The organism is Kitasatospora sp. NPDC033851 (assembly GCF_055576085.1).
The window spans coordinates 155,986-176,024 of sequence record NZ_JBVIRL010000019.1; the positions used below are offsets into that span (position 1 = coordinate 155,986).

Genomic DNA, 20,039 nt, shown 5'->3' on the forward strand with positions numbered 1-20,039 from the left:
TCCAGGCAAACCGACGGCAATCCGGTCACCCGTCGAGTTGGTGCGGTCACCGAACGTTCGATCTTGCCGAGTCGTTGCCGGAGCCGATGCCTGGAATGTCGGGCCCCGACCCGGCGACGATCCATGTATGACCGACATCGCCTCCGCCCAGATCCCTGATGTGATCAGTCAGCTGGTCCACCTCATCGCACCGACCAAGAAGGACCAGATCGGTCCGGACACCAAGCTCGTCAGCGAACTGAGCTACCACTCGCTCGCGATGGTCCAGCTGGGCCTCACCATCGAGGACGTCTTCGAGTTCGACAGCCTGCCCCAGGAGCGCGCCTCGCAGCTGGAGACCGTCCACGACATCGTCGAGCTCGTCCGGGAGATGCTGGACGAGGGCGAGGGTGCCCTGCCGACCGTCGACCACCTGCAGTCCATCGTCGTCCCGCTCGGCGGTGACTGGCCGCCGGCGTCCTGACCGCGCGACACCGCACATGTCCTGACGCTGCGTCACCGCCCCCGGGCCAGGCACCGACCTGGCCCGGGGGCGGACCCATGTCCGGGCGGCCCGGGTCCGACCGGTTCGTGTCCGGGGCCCGGGTCCGGGGCTCAGGCCCCGGCGCGGAAGGCCAGCACGGTGTTGTGCCCGCCGAAGCCCGCGCTCTGGGTGAGCGCCACCAGCGGACCGGCGCGCAGCGGGCGGGGCGCGAGGCGGACCACGTCCAGGTCGATCGCGTCGTCCAGGTCGTCCAGGTTGATGGTGGGCGGGGCGGTGCGGTGGTGCAGGGCCAGGACGGTGGCCACCGCGGCCAGTGAGCCGGAGGCGCCGATCAGGTGCCCGGCCGAGGACTTGACGGCCGACACGGCCGGCCGCACGCCGTCCAGCACGGTACGGATCGCCAGCGCCTCGGCCGCGTCGCCCACCGAGGTGGAGGAGGCGTGCGCGCTGACGTAGCCGACCTCGGCCGGCTCCACCCCGCCGTCCGCGAGCGCGCGCCGGATGGCCCGCGCCATCCCCTCGCCGTCCGGGTGCGGGCGGGTGATGTGGTGTGCGTCGGCGCTCGCCCCGGCCCCGGCGAACTCGGCGTAGATCCGGGCGCCACGCCGCCGGGCGTGCTCACCGGACTCCAGCACCAGCACCGCCGCGCCCTCGCCGAGGACGAAGCCGTCCCGCTGCTTGTCGAACGGCCGGGAGGCGCAGGACGGGGCGTCGTTGTTGCGGGACAGCGCCTTCATCGCCGCGAAGGCGGTGATCGCCATCGGGTTGATGACCGCCTCCGTGCCGCCGGCCACCACCACGTCGGCCCGGCCCAGCCGGATGAGGTCCAACCCGGCCGCGATGGCGTCGGCGCCCGCCGCGCAGGCCGTCGAGGGCGCGTGGGCCGCCGCCGTGGCGTTCAGCTCCAGCGCGCACAGCGCCGCGGCGGCGTTGTTCATCAGCATCGGCAGGGTGAACGGCGAGACCCGGCGGGTGTCCCCGGCCCGGATCAGGTCGTGCGCCGGCAGCAGGGTGCTCAGGCCGCCGATGCCGCTGCCGATGACCACCGCGAGGCGCTCCGACTCCGGGTGCCCCGGCGCGCCCGCGGCGGTGCTGAAGCCGGCGTCCCGCCAGGCCTCCCGCTGGGCCAGCAGCGCGAACTGGGCGGACCGGTCGGTGCGCCGGGCCTGGACCCGGTCGATCAGCGGGGCCGGTTCCACGGCGGCCGGGGCCGCGATCCGCACCGGCAGGTCCTCGGCCCAGGGCTGGGTGATCGCGACCGCCGCCGAGACCCCGTCGAGCAGTGCCTTCCAGGTGGACCGGGCGTCGCCGCCCAGCGGCGTGGTGGCGCCGAGCCCGGTGATGACGACGTCGTCGCGCTGCACAGGCACGCGGCTCCTCCGATTCGTTCTTGTCGTTCTCGTTGTTCTTGTTGTTCTCGTCGTTCTTGTTGTTCTCGTCGTTCGGATGGCGGCGCCGGTCGCCCGGCGGGTCAGTCGATGCCGACGAAGGCTTCCGGCTTGGCCAGCTGCTCGCTCAGGAACAGGTCGCGCAGCTTGGGGCTGAGCAGGCCGACCTGCCGCAGGATGTGGATGACCTGCTGGAACAGCAGCTGGCGGTAGCCGAACATCATCGGGTCGTTCATCGCGAAGGTGATGCCGGCCTCGACGTCCAGCTCCATGCGCTCCCACACCTCGCGCAGCAGGAAGCGGCGGGACATCAGGAAGACCGACTCCAGCAGGAACTCCTCCCGCCCCGCGCGCTCCTTGCTGTTCATCTGCTCGTACATGCCGGTGAGCGAGACCACGCCGAAGCCGATGTGCCGCGCCTCGTCCTTGGCGATCATCCGGGTGATCTGGGTGATGATCGGCTCCCCGAAGCCGGTGCCCGCCAGGCGGGTCGCCGCCAGGGCGAGGCCCTCGACGATCACCTGCATGCCGAGGTAGACGATGTCCCAGTCCGACTCCGTGAGCAGGTCGCGCAGCAGCGACTTGAGGCCCGGGTTGATCGGGTAGGAGTTGCCCAGCTTCTCGTCGACGTACTTGGCGTACGCCTCGACGTGCCGCGCCTCGTCGGCGACCTGGGCGGCCGCGTAGATCTTGGCCTCCATGTCGGGCACGGTCTCCACCAGCCGGGCGGTGGTCACCAGGGCGCCCTGTTCACCGTGCAGGAACTGACTGATCATCCAGGACAGGTACTCCCACCGGAACTGGTTGATCAGTTCCTCGGGAACCGGGCTGCCCTCGCCGCGGAAGTTCTGCAACCCGGTGCTCTGCCCCTCGTTCAGCAGCGAGCCGAACCGGACCTCGTGGTTCCAGTCGATATCGGTCGCGGCATTCCACTGCGAGATCTTGCTCTTCTCGTAGAGCGACCAGAGGCGATTGTTGCGTTCGCCGTAGTTCCAGTTGAGATTGGCCTTGAACGCGGCGTCGACCTCCATCAGACTCTCCCTGGTCCGGTCCAGGGTGAACAGCACGGTTTCGCGCTCGTGGAATTCGGTAGTCATCGCCGCCGGGCCCCTTCGGATTGACGTACTGCCACACCGGATACTCTCGGGCGAAAGGCACGCGAAAACCTAGGCACTCACTGGGCAACTTGCAGGCATGATGAGTTGCCTGCGCCCCTGCCTGGAACGACACAAAGCCCCCTGGCGACACTGCACCGGAACACCGCTGGGCGTTCCGTATTCCCGCGCACAGGAGCCAGCCGTATGGAGCCGAATTCCGTTCCCCGTCCGACCCGGCAGCTGACCGCCGAGCTCGAAGGGCTGCTGGGCGACCCGCTGGACCCGTCCGGCCCGTACTCCTTCGCCGAGGTCGTGGCGCACGAGGAACTCGGCGAGGTCCCGCCCGGCGCGGAGCGGCTGCTCCTGGACTGGGGCCTGCCGGAGCGCCTCGTCCCGGCGGTGGCCGGCGGGCGGATGCTCAACCTGGAGTCGGTCCTGGCGGTGACCCGCTCGCTGGCGCGCCGCAACCTGACCATGGCGGTGATGTTCGGCTCCAGCATGCTCGGCTGCCAGCCGGTCTGGCTGTGGGGAACGCCCGAGCAGCAGAAGCGGATCGCCGAGGCGGTGACCACCGGGGACAAGCTGTGCTTCGGCATCTCCGAGGCCGAGGTCGGCAGCGACCTGACCACCACGGCCACCACCGCCGTGCTCGACGGCGAGCACTACGTCCTGGACGGCGAGAAGTGGCCGGTCGGCAACGGCAACCGGGCCCGCTTCTACACGGTGCTCGCCCAGGGCCCGCGCGGCCCGATGCTGCTGCTGGCCGACCGGCGCGAGCTGGACCCGGACAGCGTCGAACCCAAGCCGATCGTCCGCGCCCTGGGCCTGCGCGGCCACGACGTGAGCGGCGTCAGGTTCACCGGCTCCCGGGTGCTCGCCGCCGGCGCGGTCATCGGCCGACCCGGCCGCGCCCTGATCGACACCGTCCGCACCCTGCAGATCACCCGCACCGCGATCGGCGGCATGTCCCTGGGCAGCATGGACGCCGCGCTGCGGATCGGGCTGGACTACGCGCACGAGCGCCGGCTGTACGGCGCCGAGATCTACCGGCTCCCGGTGGTCCGCCAGCACCTCGTCGACGCGCACCTGGACCTGCTGATCTGCGACTGCGTGGCGATCCCGGTGGCCCGGGCGCTGACCCTCGCCCCGGCCCGGCTGGCCCTGTGGTCCTCGGTGGTCAAGTACCTGGTGCCGGTGATCGGCGAGGAGACCCTGGAGCAGATGTCCAAGGTGCTCGCGGCCCGCAGCTACCTGCGCGAACTGGTCGCCTCCGGCGCCTTCCAGAAGATCCGCCGGGACCACTGCATCACCTCGATCTTCGAGGGCACCACGCACGTCAACCTGTTCAACATCGCGACCCAGCTGGCCGCGCTGGCCCCGCTCGCCGACCGGCCCACCGAAGGCGGAGAGGAACTGCTGGCCCGGCTGTTCGACCTCTCCGCCGAGGCCCCGGTCTGGGAGCCGGACGGCAACAGGCTGGCCCTCGCGACCAACGGGCAGGACGAGATCACCCGGGGCTGGGGCACCGCGGTGGAGCGGCTGGCCCGGGTGGCCGCGGCCGAGTGCGCGCCCGGGCAGGCCCGCGACCTGGCCGAGGTGGTGGCCGAACTGGACCGCCGCCGGGCCGCGCTGTACGGGCGCATCGCGGAGCACGGCATCGAGGCGGCCTCGGTGGCCGGCTCACGCACCGCGGAGGACCACTGCGTGTTCCACGCCGCCGCCTCCTGCGTGCACGTCTGGCTGCACAACCGGGGCGCCGCGCCGGACGCCGGCTGGCTCGTCCTGGTGCTCCGACGGCTGCTGCAGCGCCTGGACCGGGACGTGGTGCTGGACGAGCGGGAGGCGTACCTGCCGGGGCTGGAGGCCGTGATGGAGGAGTGCCGGGCCGGCCGGCGGTACTTCGGCCTCGAGGCCGTGCTGGAGCACGGCGCGCGGGGCTGACCCGGGCCGAGGACAAGGACGGCGACGACGGAAGGCGGCTCCGACCCGAGGTCGGCGCCGCCTTCGCGCAACTTCCCCTAATCGGCCGTCAGTTGGGCACCAGGGTGACCGGCATGGTGGACGGGACGGTTGTCCGTGGTCACTTGCCGCCTTCGGGAGCGTCCTGGTCGGGCCGCGGCTGCGGCGCGAGGGGTCCGGGGAAGAACGCGGTGGTGGCGCCGGCCGTCTCGCCGCCGTCCACCACGAACTCCTGGCCGGTGACGAACCCGGCCTGGTCGGAGGCGAGGAAGTGGAACACCCCGGCGATCTCCTCCGGGGAGGCGTGCCGGCGCGCCGGGATGCGCTCGTTGACCTCCTCCAGCATCGCGTCGGTGTACTCGGCGCGCTGCATCGGCGTCAGCACCGCGCCGGGGGTGACGCACGCGGTGCGCACCAGCGGGCTGAGCTCCATGGCGAAGGTCTGGCAGAGCGAGGCGACCCCGGCCTTGGTGGCGTTGTACGGCGCGTAGAGCGGGTAGCCGCGGCTGCCGTTGACCGAGGCGGTGGCGAGCAGCACGCCGTGGCCCTGCTCGATCAGGTACGGCGCCGAGTGCCGCCACAGGGCCAGCACGCCGACCAGGTTGACGTCGATGGCGCGGCGCACGTCGGCCTCGGTCAGCTCGAGCACCCCGCCGCGGACGCTGATGCCGGCGTTGGCGATCACCACGTCGAGGCCGCCCCGGGCGGCGTGCACGGTGTCGACGGCCTCCTTGACCGCCTGCCAGTCGGCGACGTCGACCTCGAGGAAGCTCACCGTGCCGGCGCCGCCGTCCAGGCCCGCCGCCGGGGCCGCGGGCTTGGTGGTGTCGAGGTTGACCACGTGGTCGCCGGAGGCCGCGAACCGCTCGGCGGTGGCCTTCCCGATGCCGCTGGAGGCGCCGGAGACGATGACTGTGCGCATGGACGAGGGCCTTTCGAAAGATGCCGGGCCCGGCCGCCGGAGCGGCCGGGCCCGGGCCGGGTGTGCGGGTGCGGGGCGGGTGTGCGGGTGCGGGGCGAGGACGGGCCCTGGGGATCAGACGATGACCCGGTGCCGGTCGGGGGCGTAACCGGCCAGGTTGCGGCGGAGGTTGCGGCTGACGGTGATCTTCTTCAGCCAGCGGTCGGTGCCGTCGTACCGGGCCTTGAAGGAGCGCCGGCCGTGCGCGGCCTGGTAGTTGTCCACGACCAGCAGGGTGCCGGGGCCGACCACGACCTCCTGCTGGACCCGGGTGAGCTCCGCCATCAGCCGGTCCAGGGCCTCGACGGCCTCCGGGTCGTCGCCGACACAGCGCATGAACGGCAGGTCGATGCGCAGGTACGGGGAGAGGCTGTCGCCGAACAGGGCGCTGGTGGGCGCGGGGTCGTCGGCCATCCGGCGGAGCTTGGCGAGCGCCGGGTGGCCGGGGTCGGAGGTCTCCAGCTGCCGGATGTGCTCGGTGTCCGGGAGGATGTGGAACCGGTCCTGGGAGAGGACCTCCCGGGTGCGGTCGTCGAGTTCGGCGTCCCGGACGGAGGCGACGATGGTCGGCACCTCGTCGGCGTTGCGCAGGCCGAACAGGACCAGGTAGTCGCAGCGGTTGGGGTGGAAGCCGTCCTCGGTGTGGAACTCCAGGAGGGCCTCGCTGCCGTAGCCGCTCTGCCGGTCCTCGTCGCCGCGGATCGGCAGGACGTTCTGGATGATGCTGCCCTCCTGGAGGGTGGCCCAGCCGAAGGGCTCGCCCAGCGCGATGCCGACCAGCGCCAGCATGGCCTCCTGGCTGCGGGCCGACTCCGAGGCGATGGCGTCGCGCCAGTGCGCCGGAGTCGGGCCGAGCTCGGCGTCGTCCACCGGGAGTCCGTGCACCAGGCAGGCGGCGGCGGGCTCGCGGCGGCGGAAGTCGGCCAGGAAGGACTGCAGGCCGACCGGCAGCATCCGGTCGAACTGCCAGGCGCGGTCGTAGAAGCCCTCGTCCAGGGGGTTGCCGCAGTCGTCGGCGATCTTGTGGGCGGCCCGGGCCAGTTCGGCGGCCTCGTCCGCGCTCAGGGTGTACTGCGCCGGCCGGCCCCGGAGCGGGGTCGGAGCGGTGGCAGCGGAGCGTTCTTGACGAATCATCAGATGTTCCCTTGCTGTTCTCCGACCTGTTCGGCCGGTGGGGCGGACGGATGGTCCTGTGCCGCCCGCCCGGGGCAGGCGACGGGGTGGTGTCACGGGCGGAGGGCCGAGCAGGGTCCCGGCCGGCTCCTCCGCCCGGGTCGGTCAGTCCTCGTCGGCGAACTTGGCGATGAACTCGTCGAGTTCGTCCTGGTCGAGGTCGATGAGCGGCTCCTCGGCCTCGTCGGCGGCGGCCTGCGGCGCCGATTCGGTGACCACGGCGGCCAGTTCGGCGACGGACTTGTGGGTGAAGACGTCCCGCGGGGAGATCTCCAGCCCGGCCTCGCGCGCCGCGGTGACCAGCTTGATCGACATGATCGAGTCGCCACCGAGCGCGAAGAAGCTGTCGTCGATGCCGATCCGCTCGACCTGGAGCACCTCGACGAACAGCTGCCGCAGCAGCTCCTCACGCGGGGTGCGCGGCGCCCGGCTGCCCTCGGCCGCGGCGAAGCGGGGGGCGGGCAGCGCGGCCCGGTCCAGCTTGCCGTGCGGCGTGGTGGGCAGCTCGGGGATCTCGACGACGGCGGCCGGCACCATGTACTCCGGCAGGTGGGCGGCGACCCGGTCGCGCAGCGCGGCGGGGTCGGTGCCGTCCGGCCCGGCCGGCACCACGTAGGCGACCAGCCGCCGCGACCCGGGGGTGTCCTCGCGCAGCTGCACGGTGGCGTGCCGCACGCTCGGGTCGGCGGCCAGCACGGCCTCGATCTCGCCCGGCTCGATCCGGAAGCCGCGCAGCTTCACCTGGTCGTCGGCCCGGCGCAGGTAGTCCAGGCGACCGTCCGGCAGCCAGCGGGCGATGTCGCCGGTGCGGTACATCCGGGCACCCGGCGCGCCGAACGGATCGGCGACGTAGCGGTGCGCGGTCAGGTCGGGCCGGTGCAGGTAGCCCCGGGCCAGGCCGGCGCCGGAGATGTACACCTCGCCGGGCACGCCGGCGGGCAGCGGGCGCAGGCAGTGGTCGAGGACCCGGATCCGGGCGCCGACGACCGGGACGCCGATCGACACGGCGACGCCGTGCTCCAGCGGTCCGCCGACGGTCGCGATGATCGTCGTCTCGGTGGGGCCGTAGATGTTCAGCATCCGCCGGCCCGGGGCCCAGCGGGCCACCAGCTCGGGCGGCAGGACCTCGCCGCCGGTGACGACGGTGATCCCCGCCGGCAGGCTGCCGTCGGCCATCGCGGCCAGCGAGGACGGCGGGATGGTCAGGGTCTGCACCCCGGTCCGGGCCACCCAGTCGGCCAGCGGCTGCCCGGGCAGCATCTCCTCGTAGCTGCCGACGACCACGCAGGAGCCGCTCAGCAGCGCGGTGTTGAGCTCGCCCATGGCGCCGTCGAAGCTGGGCGAGGCGAACCAGAGCACCTTGCGGCCGGGGCCGAGGTCCAGGTGGCGCCGCTGGGTGGCCAGGAAGCTCGCCAGGCCGGCGTGGGTGACCAGGACGCCCTTGGGACGGCCGGTGGAGCCCGAGGTGAAGATGACGTACGCGCCGCAGGCGGGCAGCAGCGGGCGGCCGCGCTCGGCGTCGGTCACCTCGCCGGACGGGGTGTCCGCCGGGGCGGTGAGCCGGTCCGTGGTCACCACCCGGTCGCGCAGCTCCGCCGGGATCTTCTCCACGGCGTCGGGCGCGGCCAGGATCAGGTCCGGCCGGGCCTCGGTGAGCATGAACTCGATCCGGTCGGCCGGGTAGTCGGTGTCCACCGGCATGTGGACGGAGCCGCTCTTCCAGATCGCCAGGATCGTGGTGACCAGCTCGGCGGTGCGGGGCAGCAGGACCGCGACGATGCGCTCCGGGCCGGCCCCGTGCGACAGCAGGACGCGCGCCGACCGGTTGGCCCGGGCGTCGAGTTCGGCGTAGCTCAGCTCCTCGGTGCCGGTCAGCACGGCCGGCGCCTCGGGGTGCTCGGCGACCCGCCGGGCGAACAGCGCCGGGATGGTGGCCGCGGGCTCGGCGGGGGCGGTCGCCGCCCACCGCTCCAGGACGGCCTCCCGGGTCGGCGCGGACAGCAGGTCCAGCCCGGCGAGCGGGGTCCGCGGCGCCTCGGCGAAGGTCTCCAGCACCCGTAGCACCGAGGCCAGCAGGTCGCGGGCCTCCGCCGCGCCGTACAGGTCGGTGCGGTAGTGGAGCTTGACGTCCAGGTGCTCGCCCGGGCGCACCAGCAGCCGCAGCGGGTAGTGCGCGGAGCCGGGGACGGACGGCTCGCGCAGCCCGATGCCCAGGCCCGGTACGGGCTGGGCGACCTCGGCATGGTCGATGCCGGCGTTCTCGAAGCCGACGATGGTGTCGAAGAGTTCGCCGAGGCCGACCGCCCGCTGGATCTCGGGCAGCCCGAGGTGGTGGTGGGCGATCAGCTCGGACTGCTCGGTCTGCATCCGGACCAGGGCGGCGGACAGCGGCTCCGCCGGGTCGAGCACGGCCCGGAACGGCACGGTGTTCATGACCAGGCCGATCGCGTCCTCGACGCCGGGCAGCTCGGGCGCGCGCCCGGACACCGCGGCGCCGAAGACGACGTCGCCGCGGCCGGTCAGCCGTTCCAGGGCGATCGCCCAGGCGCCGTTGAGCAGGGTGTTCACGGTGATCCCGGCGGCGCGGGCCGCGGCGGTGATCCGGGCGGAGGCGTCGGCGTCCAGGACCTCGTGGGCGGTGCCCTGTGCGGCCAGCACCGACAGGTCGGCGTTCGGGGCGACCAGGGTGGGCTCGTCCAGGCCCGCGAGGGCCCCGGCCCAGGCCCGCTCCGCCGCCGCGCCGTCCCGGCCGGACAGCCAGGCGAGCACCCGGCGGAACGGCATCGGCTCGGGCAGTCCCTCGGCGGAGCCGCCGGCGGCGTACGCGGCGAAGACCTCGCGGTAGATCAGCGGCACCGACCAGCCGTCCAGCAGGAGGTGGTGGTCCGTCACGACCAGCACGTGGCGGTCGCCGGCGAGCCGGACCAGCAGCGCCCGCAGCAGCGGGGCGGAGCCGAGCGGGAACGGGCGGTCGTGCTCCTCGGCCACCAGCTCCTCGACCCGGCGGCCCTGCTCCGCGGGGGCCAGGGCGCCGAGGTCGACCTCCCGCCACGGCACCTCGACCCGCTCGGGGATCACCTGCACGGCCCGGCCGGAGCTCAGCCGTACGAAGCGGGCGCGCAGGTTGGCATGCCGGGCGAGCACCGTGTCGAAGGCGGCGCGCAGGACGGCGGGCGCCACCTCCCCGTCCAGGTCGAAGACCTGCTGGGTGATGTACGGGTCGACGCGGTCGGGTGCGAGCAGCGCGTGGAAGAGCATGCCCTGCTGGAGCGAGGTCAGCGGCCACACCTCGACGGCGTCGGGGTGGGCGGCGTCGATCTCGGCGCGCTCCTCGGCGGCCAGTTCGAGCAGCGGGCCCTCGGACAGCGGGCCCTCGGGCGGCGCGCTCTCGGGCAGCGGGCCCTCGGACGAAGACTGGGCGGCTTCCGCGTCCTCGGCGTCCCGGGCGGCGGCGACCAGGGCGGCCACCGTGCGGTGCAGGAAGACGTCCCGGGGGCTCAGTGCGAGCCCGGCCCGGCGGGCCAGCGAGGAGAGCCGCATGGAAAGCAGCGAGTCGCCGCCCAGGTTGAAGAAGTTGTCGTGGATGCCGATCTTCTCGACCCGCAGCACCTCGGCGAACAGCCCGCGGAGCAGTTCCTCCTGCTCGTCGCGCGGCTCGCCGCCCTCGCCCGCGCCGTCGAAGCGGACCGCGGGCAGGGCCGCCTTGTCCACCTTGCCGTTGACGGTCATCGGCAGCTCGTCCAGGACCAGCACGGCGGTCGGCACCATGTAGCCGGGCAGCACCTCGGCGGCCCGGGCGCGCAAGGCCGCGCCGTCCGCGGTGGCGCCGGGCGCGGCGACCACGTAGCCGACCAGCATCGGCGAGCCGGGGTGGTCCTCGCGGGCCACCACGACGGCGTGCCGCACGCTCGGGTCGGCGGCCAGCACGGCCTCGATCTCGCCCGGCTCGACCCGGAAGCCGCGGATCTTGATCTGGTCGTCGGTGCGGCCGAGGAAGACCAGGGTGCCGTTGTCGTCCCGCTGGGCGCGGTCGCCGGTGCGGTACATCCGGGCGCCCGGCTCGCCGAACGGGTCGGCGACGAAGCGCTCGGCGGTGAGGACCCGCCGGCCGAGGTAGCCGCGCGCGAGGCCGGCGCCGGCCAGGTACAGCTCGCCGGTCACGCCCGGCGGGACGGGCCGCAGCGCGTCGTCCAGCAGGTGGGCCCGCAGGTTGTCGGCGGGGCCGCCGATCACCGGGTGCTCGTGCGCCGCGAAGCGGGCGTACATCGGGTCGACGGTGCACTCGGCCGGCCCGTACAGGTTGTACGCGGACAGGCCCTCGACGGCGCGCAGCCGCTGCCACAGCGGCTCGTCGACGGCCTCGCCGCCGAGCGCGAGGACGCGGACCGTACGGCCCTCGTCGAGCAGCCCCTCGGCGATCAGCCGGCGGGCGAAGCTCGGAGTGGTGTCGAGCACCTCGATGCCGTGCCGGGTGACGTGGTCCAGCAGGGCGTGCGGGTCGGCCCGCAGCTCCTCCTCGATCAGGTGCAGCTCGTGCCCGCCGACCATCCACAGCAGCTGGCTCCACGAGGCGTCGAACACCAGGGAGTTGGTCAGCGCGGCGCGCAGCGGACGGCCGGCGGCGGCCTGCTCCGGCTCGAACAGGTGGTTGCGGTGGCTGTGGAACATGTTGGCCAGCGACCGGTGCTCGATCGCGACACCCTTGGGGCGACCGGTGGAGCCGGAGGTGTAGACGGTGTACGCCAGGTTCTCCGGGCACAGCGGGGCGAGCCGGTCGGCGTCGGTGAGGTCGGCGCCGTCGGCCTCCAGCGGCAGCTCGTCCAGCAGCAGCCGCTCGGTGCCCTCGGGCAGCCGGGCGGCGGACGCGCCGGTGGTGACCGCGAGGTGCGGGCGCAGTTCGGCGAAGACGGCGGCGATCCGCTCGGCGGGCTGCTCGAGGTCCACCGGCACGTACACCGCACCGGACTTGAGGATCGCCAGCAGGGTGACGACGGCCTCGGCGGTGCGCGGCAGGGCCATCACCACGGGCCGTTCGGGGGCGGCGCCGCGGGCCACGAGCTGCCGGGCCAGCCGGTTGGCGGCGGTGTTGAGCGCGGCGAAGGTGAGCCGCTCGGCGCCGCAGCTGACCGCGGGCGCGTCCGGGGTGCGGGCGGCCTGCTCCTCGAAGAGCCGCACCAGGGTGCCGGGCGGTGTGGCGACCGGGGCCGGGGCGGCGGCGCGGTCGATGCGGCGGCGCTCCTCCCCGGTGAGCAGCGGCAGCCGGCCGACCGGGGTGTCCGGCCGCTCGACGGCGTGGCCGACCAGCAGGCTCAGCCGCTCCAGCAGCGCCTCGGCCCGCTCCTTCGGGTACAGGTCGGCGCGGTAGTTGAGCTCGAAGACGGTGGTCGGGCCGGGGAAGACGGCGAGGCTGAGCGGGTAGTGGGTGCCCTCCGGCACCTCGTCGACGGCCTCACCGGCAAGAGCGAGGCGCAGACCGGCAACGTCGACGCCGCGGGCGGAGGCCGGCAGCGGGAAGTTCTCGAAGGCGATGGTGGTGTCGAAGAGGCTGTCGTGGCCGCTGATCCGGTGGATGTCGGCGAGGCCGAGCCAGGAGTGCTCGGTGAGTTCGGCCTGCTCGTCCTGGACGCGGTCGAGCAGGGCGCCGAACGGTTCGGTGCGGTCGATCCGGACCCGGGCCGGGACGGTGTTGATCAGCAGGCCGACGACCCGGTCCACGCCGGGGACGGCGGCCGGGCGGTCGGCCACGGTGCAGCCGAAGACCACGTCGTCGCTGCCGGTCAGCAGCGCGAGCAGCAGCGACCAGGCGCCCTGGATGACGGTGTTGACGGTGAGGTTGCGGCCGCGGGCGGCCTCGGCCAGCGCGCGGGAGCGCTCCTCGTCCAGTTCCAGGCGGATCCGCTGCTGGGACACGGTTCCGCCGGCCGGGTCGGCGCCGCGGCCGAGCAGGGTCGGGCCCTCCAGGCCGGCCAGCGCCTTGCCCCAGGCGGCCTCGGTGGCGGCGCGGTTGCGGGCGCTCAGCCAGCCGAGGTAGTCGCCGACGGAGACCGCCGGGTCCAGGGCGGTGGCGTCGCCGCCGTGGTGGAGGATCCGGAACAGGTCCTCGACGACCACCGGCATCGACCAACCGTCCATCAGGATGTGGTGGTTGGTCAGCACGAAGACGTGCCGGTCGGCGGCCAGCGCGCACAGGGTGAACCGCAGCAGTGGGGGCTGGGCCATCTCGAAACGGCGGTGGCGCTCCTCGGTGAGCACCTCGCGCAGCCGGGTCTCATGCTCGGCCGGGGCGAGCCCGGTGAGGTCGACCTCGGCCCACGGCAGTTCCACCTGGGACGCCACGGCCTGGAACGGCTCGCCCGAGCGGCGCTGCAGGAACCCGACGCGCAGCGCGGGGTGCCGGGCCACGACCAGCTCGCCGGCGCGGCGCAGCGCGGCCCGGTCCAGCGGGCCGGTCAGCTCGATCGGGAGCTGCATGTTGTAGTGGTCGACGCCCTCGTGCCCGCCGTCGTACAGGGCGTGGAAGAGCATGCCCTCCTGCAGCGGTGTCAACGGCCAGATCGCGTCGAACGAGGTCGGCTTCATTTCCCACTTCTCCAGTGCGCTTCGAGTTCGGCGAGCTCGTCGGCGTCGAGTTCGAGCCGGGGCGCCGCCGGCGGGGCGACGGCCGCCTCGGGCTCGGTCTCGGTGGCGACGTCCGCCAGAGCCGCCACGGTGCGGTGACGGAACACGTCCCGTGGGGTGAGGGACAGGCCGGCGATCCGAGCCCGGCCGGCCAGTCGGGCGGAGGCGATGGAGTCGCCGCCCAGGTCGAAGAAGTTGTCGTCGATGCCCACCTGCTGTCCGTCGAGCACCTCGGTGAAGAGGCGGCACAGCAGGCGCTCGCGGTCGGTGCGCGGCTCGCGCCGCTCCCGCCGGCCCGCCTGCGGAGCGGGCAGCGCGGCCCGGTCGAGCTTGCCGTTGGGGGTGAGCGGCAGGGCGGTCAGCGGCACGATCACGGACGGGACCATGTACTCGGGCAGTTGCTCCGCGACCTGCTTGCGGGCGGTGTCCGGGTCGGGCACCGCCCCGGGCTCGGGCACCGCGTACGAGACGATCCGCGGGCTGCCCGGGATGTCCTCGCGGACCACCGTGGCGACCTGCCGGATGCCGTCCACCGCGGACAGTGCGGAGTCGATCTCGCCGAGTTCGATCCGGTGGCCGCGGATCTTCACCTGGTGGTCGGCGCGGTCGAGGTAGCGCACCGCTCCGTCGGGGCGGCGTACCCCGAGGTCGCCGGTGCGGTACATCCGGGTGCCGGGCGGGCCGAAGGGGTCGGGGACGAACCGTTCGGCGGTGAGCAGCGGACGGCGGGTGTAGCCGTCGGTGACGCCGGTGCCGGCGATGTAGATCTCGCCGGGCAGGCCGGCCGGGACCGGGCGCAGGGCGCCGTCGAGCAGGTACACCCGCAGGTTGTCGGCCGGGCTGCCGACGGGGACGTCGGCGGTGCCGGTCTCGGACCCGGCCTGCCAGGTGGTGGTGTAGACGGAGACCTCGGTGGGCCCGTACAGGTTGTGCAGGCCGGCCTCACTGGCCTTGCGGAAACGTTCCACCAGACCGGCGGTCATCTTCTCGCCGCCGCAGAACACCTGGCGCAGGCTGCCGCACTCGGCGGCGCCGGGCTCCAGCAGGAACAGTTCCAGGGTGGACGGCACGAACTGCGCGGTGTGGATCCGCTCGGTGCGGATCAGCTCCGGCAGGTAGCCGGGGTGCTGGTCGGCCTCCGGCAGCGCGACCACCATCGTCGCGCCGACGTGCAGGGTCCAGAAGATCTCCCACACCGACGGGTCGAAGCTGATCGAGGTGCGCTGCAGCACCCGGTCGCCGGGCGCGAGCGGGAAGCAACGCTGCATCCAGCGCAGGTAGTTCACGATGCCGCGGTGGGCGACCACGATGCCCTTCGGGCGGCCGGTGGACCCCGAGGTGAAGATCACGTACGAGGTGTGCACCGGGTCGACCGCGCGGTCCGGCGCCGGGCCCGCGCTCTCGCGCGCCGACAGCTCGGCGAAGCTCCGCTCGTCCAGCGTGAGCGCCGGACGGGCGTCCTCGGTCATCGCCCGCACCCGCTCCGGCGGGTACTCCGGGTCCAGCGGGAGGTAGGCGGCGCCGGTGCGCAGCGTCGCGAGCAGCGCCACGACCAGGTCCACGCCGCGCGGCAGCGCCACCGCGACCACGTCGCCGGGGCCGATCCCCCCGGCGGCCATGGTGGCGGCCAACCGCCCGGACAGCGCGTCGAGTTCGGCGTAGCCGACCCGGCGCTCGCCGTACACCACGGCCTCGGCGTCCGGCGTGCGGCGGGCCTGGGCGGTGAACAGCCCGTGCAGGGTGCCCTCCTGGTGCGCCATGGCGGTGTCGTTGCACGCCCCGACCAGCGTGCGGCACTCCTCGGCGTCGACCAACTCGACGCGTCCGAGCGGCAGTTCGGGCTGCCCGACGAAGGCCAGCAGGTACCGCTCCAGCCGCTCCAGCAGCGCCTGCGCCTGCTCGGCGGGGTACAGGTCGGCGCGGTGGGTCAGCTCCAGGCGCAGCCGCGGACCGGGGTGGACGATCAGGGTGAGCGGGTAGTGGGTGACCCCCGTGCGGTCGGACTCGGCGACCCCGATCCGCAGCCCCGGCAGGGTCCGGCGGATCGCCTCACGGTCGGCCGGCGCGTTCTCGAACACCATGGTGGTGTCGAAGAGTTCGCCGAGGCCGAGGCCGCGCTGGATGTCGGCCAGGCCCAGGTGGTGGTGCGCGCCGAGCGCGGCCTGCTCGGCCTGCACCTCGGTGAGCAGCTCGGACAGCGGCCGTTCGGCGGAGAGCCTGACCCGCACCGGGACGGTGTTCATCACCAGGCCGACCAGGTCCTGCATCCCGGCCAGCTGCGGCGGCCGGGCGGACACCGAGGTGCCGAAGACCACGTCGTCCCGGCCGGTCAGCTGCCCGAGCAGCGCCGCCCAGGCGCCCTGGAAGACGGTGTTGACGGTCAGGCCGGCCGTCCGGGCGGTGCGGTTCAGGTCCGCGGAGAGCTTCTCGGACAGCGCCCGGCGGGTCAGCGCGGGCATCTCGGTGGTCAGCGCCGCCCCGGGGGCGACCAGGCAGGGCTGCTCGACCCCGGCCAGCGCGCGCTTCCAGGCGTCCGCGGCGGTGTCCTTCGGCTGACGGTCCTGCCAGCGCAGGTAGGCCGCGAAGGAGACCGGCTCGGACGGCTCGTTCCGATCGGACACCTCGGAGTCCTCGGAGTAGGCCGCGAACAGGTCCTTCAGCATGATCCCGACGGACCAGCCGTCGAAGAGCACGTGGTGGCTGGTGAAGACCAGCAGGTGCCGGTCGTCGGCGGTGCTGATCACGGCGAACCGCAGCAGCGGCGGCTTCGCCAGGTCGAAGCGGGTCGCCTTGTCGGCGGCCAGCAGTTCGGCCGTGCGCTCCCGCTGCTCCTCGGCGCCGAGCCCGCGCAGGTCGTGCTCGGCCCAGGGCACCGTCACCGCGGCCGGGATGGTCTGCCGGGCCTCGCCCAGCTCGTCCAGCGCGAAGTGGGCGCGCAGCGCGTCGTGCCGGGCGACCAGGGCGTCGCAGGCGGCGTGCAGCCGGTCCGGCGCGATCTCGCCGGTCAGGTCGAACACCATCTGGCCGATGTACGGGTCGGCGCCGGTGTCGTCCGCGTACAGCGAGTGGAACAGCATGCCCTGCTGCAGCGGGGTCAGCGGCAGGCCTTCGGCCGGGCCCCCGGCGTCGGTCAGCAGCGACCGGTCGAGGTCGGCGGCCCGGCCGCCGTCGGCGACCGCGGCCATGGTGGCGGCCGTGCGGTAGGTCAGGACGTCCTGCGGGGTGAGCGCGAGCCCGGATTTGACCGCCCGCGCGGCGAGCTGGACGGCGGTGATGGAGTCGCCGCCCAGGTCGAAGAAGCTGTCGTCGATGCCGATCTCCTGCGCGCCGAGCACCTCGTGCAGCAACTCGCACAGCACGGTCTCGGTACGGGTGCGCGGCGGCCGGCGGGTGGCGCCGCCGCGGATGTCGGGCTCGGGCAGCGCGTCCCGGTCGATCTTGTTGTTGGAGGTGAGCGGGAAGGCGTCCAGGGCAACGACCGCGGCGGGCACCATGTGCTCCGGCAGGGTCCGGCCGACCCAGGCGCGCAGCTCGGCGGGCTCCACCTCGGCGTCGGGCGCGGGCACCACGTAGGCGACCAGGCGGCGCGCACTGCCCTGGGCGCGGGCCACCACGGCGGCCCGGGCGACCGAGGGGTGCGCGGTGAGTCTGGACTCCACCTCCCCGAGCTCGACCCGGAAGCCGCGGATCTTCACCTGGTGGTCGCTGCGGCCGACGAAGTGCAGTTTGCCGTCCGGCCCCCAGGAGCCGTTGTCGCCGGTGCGGTACATCCGGCTGCCGGGCGGGCCCCACGGGTCCGCGACGAAGCGCTGCGAGGTGAGGCCGGGCCGGCGGTGGTAGCCGACCGAAACGCCGGGGCCGGCCAGGTGGATCTCACCGGTGACGCCGGGCGGCACCGGGCGCAGCAGCCCGTCCAGGACGTACACCCGGGCGTTGTGCAGCGGCGAGCCGATCGACGGCGTGCCGGGGCCGGTCAGCGGCCCCGTCATGGTGGTGAACACGGTGCTCTCGGTGGCGCCGTACACGTTGTGCAGCCGGTGCACGCCGCCCCAGCGGCGGACCAGTTCGGCGGGCAGCGCCTCCGCGCCGACCGCGATGATCAGGTCGTCCGGCAGCGAGCCGGGCGGGAACGCGGCCAGCACCGACGGCACGGTGCCCACGCAGCTGACCCGGTGCCCGGCGATGAACTCGGCCAGCTGCGGGCCGGGCATCAGCTTCGGCGGGGCGATCACCGCGCAGCCGCCGCACATCAGCCAGACCGACAGCTCCCACACCGACGGGTCGAAGCTGGGCGAGCTGATCATCAGTACCCGCTCGCCCTCGCGCAGCGCCAGCACGCCGGGCTGGGACTCGGCGAAGTCGGCCAGGCCGGTGTGCGGCACCAGCACGCCCTTGGGGCGGCCGGTGGAGCCCGAGGTGTAGATCATGTACGCGAGGTCGGCCGGGGTCGGCGCGGTCGGGGGCGCCGGCTCGGCGGGGTCGGCGGCGTCCAGCGCGGCGGCCACCGCGGCGTCGTCGAGGTGGACCGCGGCGAGGCCGTCGCGGCCCGGGAGCCCGTCGGCGTGCCGGGTGACCATCAGGTCGGGCCCGGCGTCGTCGAGCATCCCGTCCACCCGGTCCGCCGGGTAGCCGGGGTCCACCGGGAGGTAGACGGCGCCGGCCTTCATCACCGCGAGCAGCGCCACCAGGTTGTCCAGGCCGCGCGGCAGGGCGACGGCGACGATGCCGCCGCGGCGCACCCCGCGCTCCACCAGCATCCGGGCCAGGCGGTTGACCCGGGCGTCGAGCAGGCGGTACGTGAGGGTCCGCCCCTCGAACTCCACCGCGTCGGCGTCGGGGGTGCGGGCGGCCTGGCGCTCGAACAGCTGCGGCAGGGTGACCCGCTCGGTCGGCCACTCGGTGTCGTTGAAGTCGTTCAGCACCCGGTCCTGCTCGATCGCCGTCGTCAGCTGCAGGCGGGCCAGCGGGGTGTCCGGGTCGGCCTCGGCGAGGCGGTGCAGGAAGGCCGGCAGCCGGACGGTGTGGGCGTCCAGGTCGGCCTGGTCGTAGCGGGCCTCGTTGCCCTCCAGGCGGACGTGCTGCCCGCCGGCCGGGTCGGGGAACAAGGTGAGGACCAGGTCCGGCACCTGGCCGGCGTTGAGGCCGGTCACGGTGGCCGGGAAGCCGGCGAGCTCGGCGCGGTCGCCGGTGGGCACCAGGTTGAGCGCCGCGTGGAACAGCCGGTCGCCCGCGTCGCGCATGCCCAGCTCGCGGCGGATGTGCTCGTGCGGGAAGTGCTGGTGGGTGAGGAGTTCGCCGAGCCGCGCGGAGGTGTGGTCGATCAGCTCGCCCACCGTCATCGCCGCGTCCAGCCGGACGCGCAGCGGCAGTTCGTTGGCGAGCATGCCCGGGGTGGTGCGGGCCGCGTCGGTGCGCCGGACGGTCGCGGTCAGCCCGAGGACCAGGTCCTGATGGCCGCTCAGACCACTGAGGTAGGCGGCCACTCCGGCCGCGACCACCGCCGTCCAGTCGGTGCGGCGGCGCCGGCCGAGCTTGCGCAGCGCGGTCACGTAGGTCGAGGTCAGCAGGGTCTGGGCGCGCAGCACGTCGCCCACCCGGTCGGCGGCGCGGGGGGCCACGGTGACCGGCTCGGGCCGGTCGGTCATCCGCTCCAGCCAGTACGCGCGGTCCGCCTCGTACTGCTCCGAGGCCAGGTACGCGCGCTCCTCCAGCGGCAGCAGCAGGGCGGACGGCAGCGGGCGGCCGCCCGGCTCGGCGCCGGCGACCATCGCCTTGTAGAGCGCGTTGATCCGCTCGGTGAGGATGGCCAGGCCCTGGATGTCGGTCAGCACGTGGTGGTAGCTGCTGTACCAGAACCAGTGGCCGGCACCCAGCCTGAGCAGCACGTCCTCGCCCACCGGGCCGCGCCGCAGGTCGTAGGTGGTGCGCATCCGCTCGGCGATCCACCGGTGGGCGGCCAGCTCCGGGTCGGACCGGTCGGACAGGTCGACGATGTCCCAGCCGGCGTTCGAACGGCCCAGGAACTCCTGGTACGGGCCGTCGGCGTCCTCGCCCAGCCGCACCTCGAAGACCTGGCTCTCGGCGTGCGCCTGCCGGATCGCGCGGTGCCACAGCTCGGGGTCGAGCGGGCCGCGGATCTCGAAGCGGCGCACCAGGTTGAACCTCGGCGAGTCCGGCGCGAACTGCTGGGCGAGCCACAGCGCCCGGCCCGCGGCGGTCAGCGGCGTACGGTCCCCGGCGGTCAGCGGCGTACGGTCCCCGGCCTCGCGGATCGACGAGTGCGGACCGGATCCTTCTTGATCGCTTGCCCGGTACACACCTGGCTCCTCTCCGCGGCGGTCGGCCGGCGGCGCGGGCGG

At 73.9% G+C, this 20,039-nt stretch carries 8 protein-coding genes; 2 read left to right on the forward strand and 6 right to left on the reverse strand.

Annotated elements, in window-relative coordinates; genetic code table 11:
* Nucleotides 1-127: 127 nt before the first annotated feature.
* A complete protein-coding gene (locus ACZ51D_RS30640; RefSeq protein ID WP_465664029.1) occupies nucleotides 128-463 on the forward strand; it encodes an acyl carrier protein in 336 nt (111 codons plus the stop codon).
* Nucleotides 464-594: 131 nt separating this feature from the next.
* Here ACZ51D_RS30640 and ACZ51D_RS30645 read toward each other — a convergent pair whose 3' ends face one another.
* Both ACZ51D_RS30645 and ACZ51D_RS30650 read right to left on the reverse strand, forming a co-directional pair.
* Nucleotides 595-1,854, reverse strand: a complete 1,260-nt coding sequence (locus ACZ51D_RS30645; protein ID WP_465664030.1) for a beta-ketoacyl-[acyl-carrier-protein] synthase family protein — start codon at nucleotides 1,852-1,854, stop codon at nucleotides 595-597.
* A 101-nt stretch (nucleotides 1,855-1,955) separates the two neighbouring features.
* Nucleotides 1,956-2,969 (reverse strand): ferritin-like domain-containing protein, encoded by a 1,014-nt coding sequence (locus ACZ51D_RS30650; RefSeq protein ID WP_465664031.1) that lies wholly within the window; start codon nucleotides 2,967-2,969, stop codon nucleotides 1,956-1,958.
* A 204-nt stretch (nucleotides 2,970-3,173) separates the two neighbouring features.
* Here ACZ51D_RS30650 and ACZ51D_RS30655 point away from each other — a divergent pair, with 204 nt between their 5' ends.
* Nucleotides 3,174-4,910 carry an acyl-CoA dehydrogenase family protein gene (locus tag ACZ51D_RS30655; RefSeq protein WP_465664032.1) on the forward strand — a complete coding sequence of 579 codons (1,737 nt, stop codon included), beginning with the start codon at nucleotides 3,174-3,176 and terminating at the stop codon, nucleotides 4,908-4,910.
* 139 nt (nucleotides 4,911-5,049) lie between these two features.
* Here ACZ51D_RS30655 and ACZ51D_RS30660 read toward each other — a convergent pair whose 3' ends face one another.
* From ACZ51D_RS30660 to ACZ51D_RS30675, 4 genes are all read right to left on the reverse strand, one after another.
* Entirely contained in the window at nucleotides 5,050-5,850 is an 801-nt protein-coding gene (locus ACZ51D_RS30660; protein WP_465664033.1) for an SDR family NAD(P)-dependent oxidoreductase, read from the reverse strand.
* Nucleotides 5,851-5,964: 114 nt separating this feature from the next.
* A complete protein-coding gene (gntD, locus tag ACZ51D_RS30665; RefSeq protein WP_465664034.1) occupies nucleotides 5,965-7,023 on the reverse strand; it encodes a guanitoxin biosynthesis L-enduracididine beta-hydroxylase GntD in 1,059 nt (352 codons plus the stop codon).
* 144 nt (nucleotides 7,024-7,167) lie between these two features.
* Nucleotides 7,168-13,641, reverse strand: coding sequence for an amino acid adenylation domain-containing protein (locus tag ACZ51D_RS30670; protein ID WP_465664036.1), 6,474 nt, complete (start codon nucleotides 13,639-13,641; stop codon nucleotides 7,168-7,170).
* On the reverse strand, nucleotides 13,638-19,997 hold the full coding sequence (locus ACZ51D_RS30675) for an amino acid adenylation domain-containing protein (RefSeq protein ID WP_465664037.1): 6,360 nt from the start codon (nucleotides 19,995-19,997) through the stop codon (nucleotides 13,638-13,640). Before ACZ51D_RS30675 ends, ACZ51D_RS30670 begins: the two co-directional genes overlap by 4 nt.
* Nucleotides 19,998-20,039: the final 42 nt, after the last annotated feature.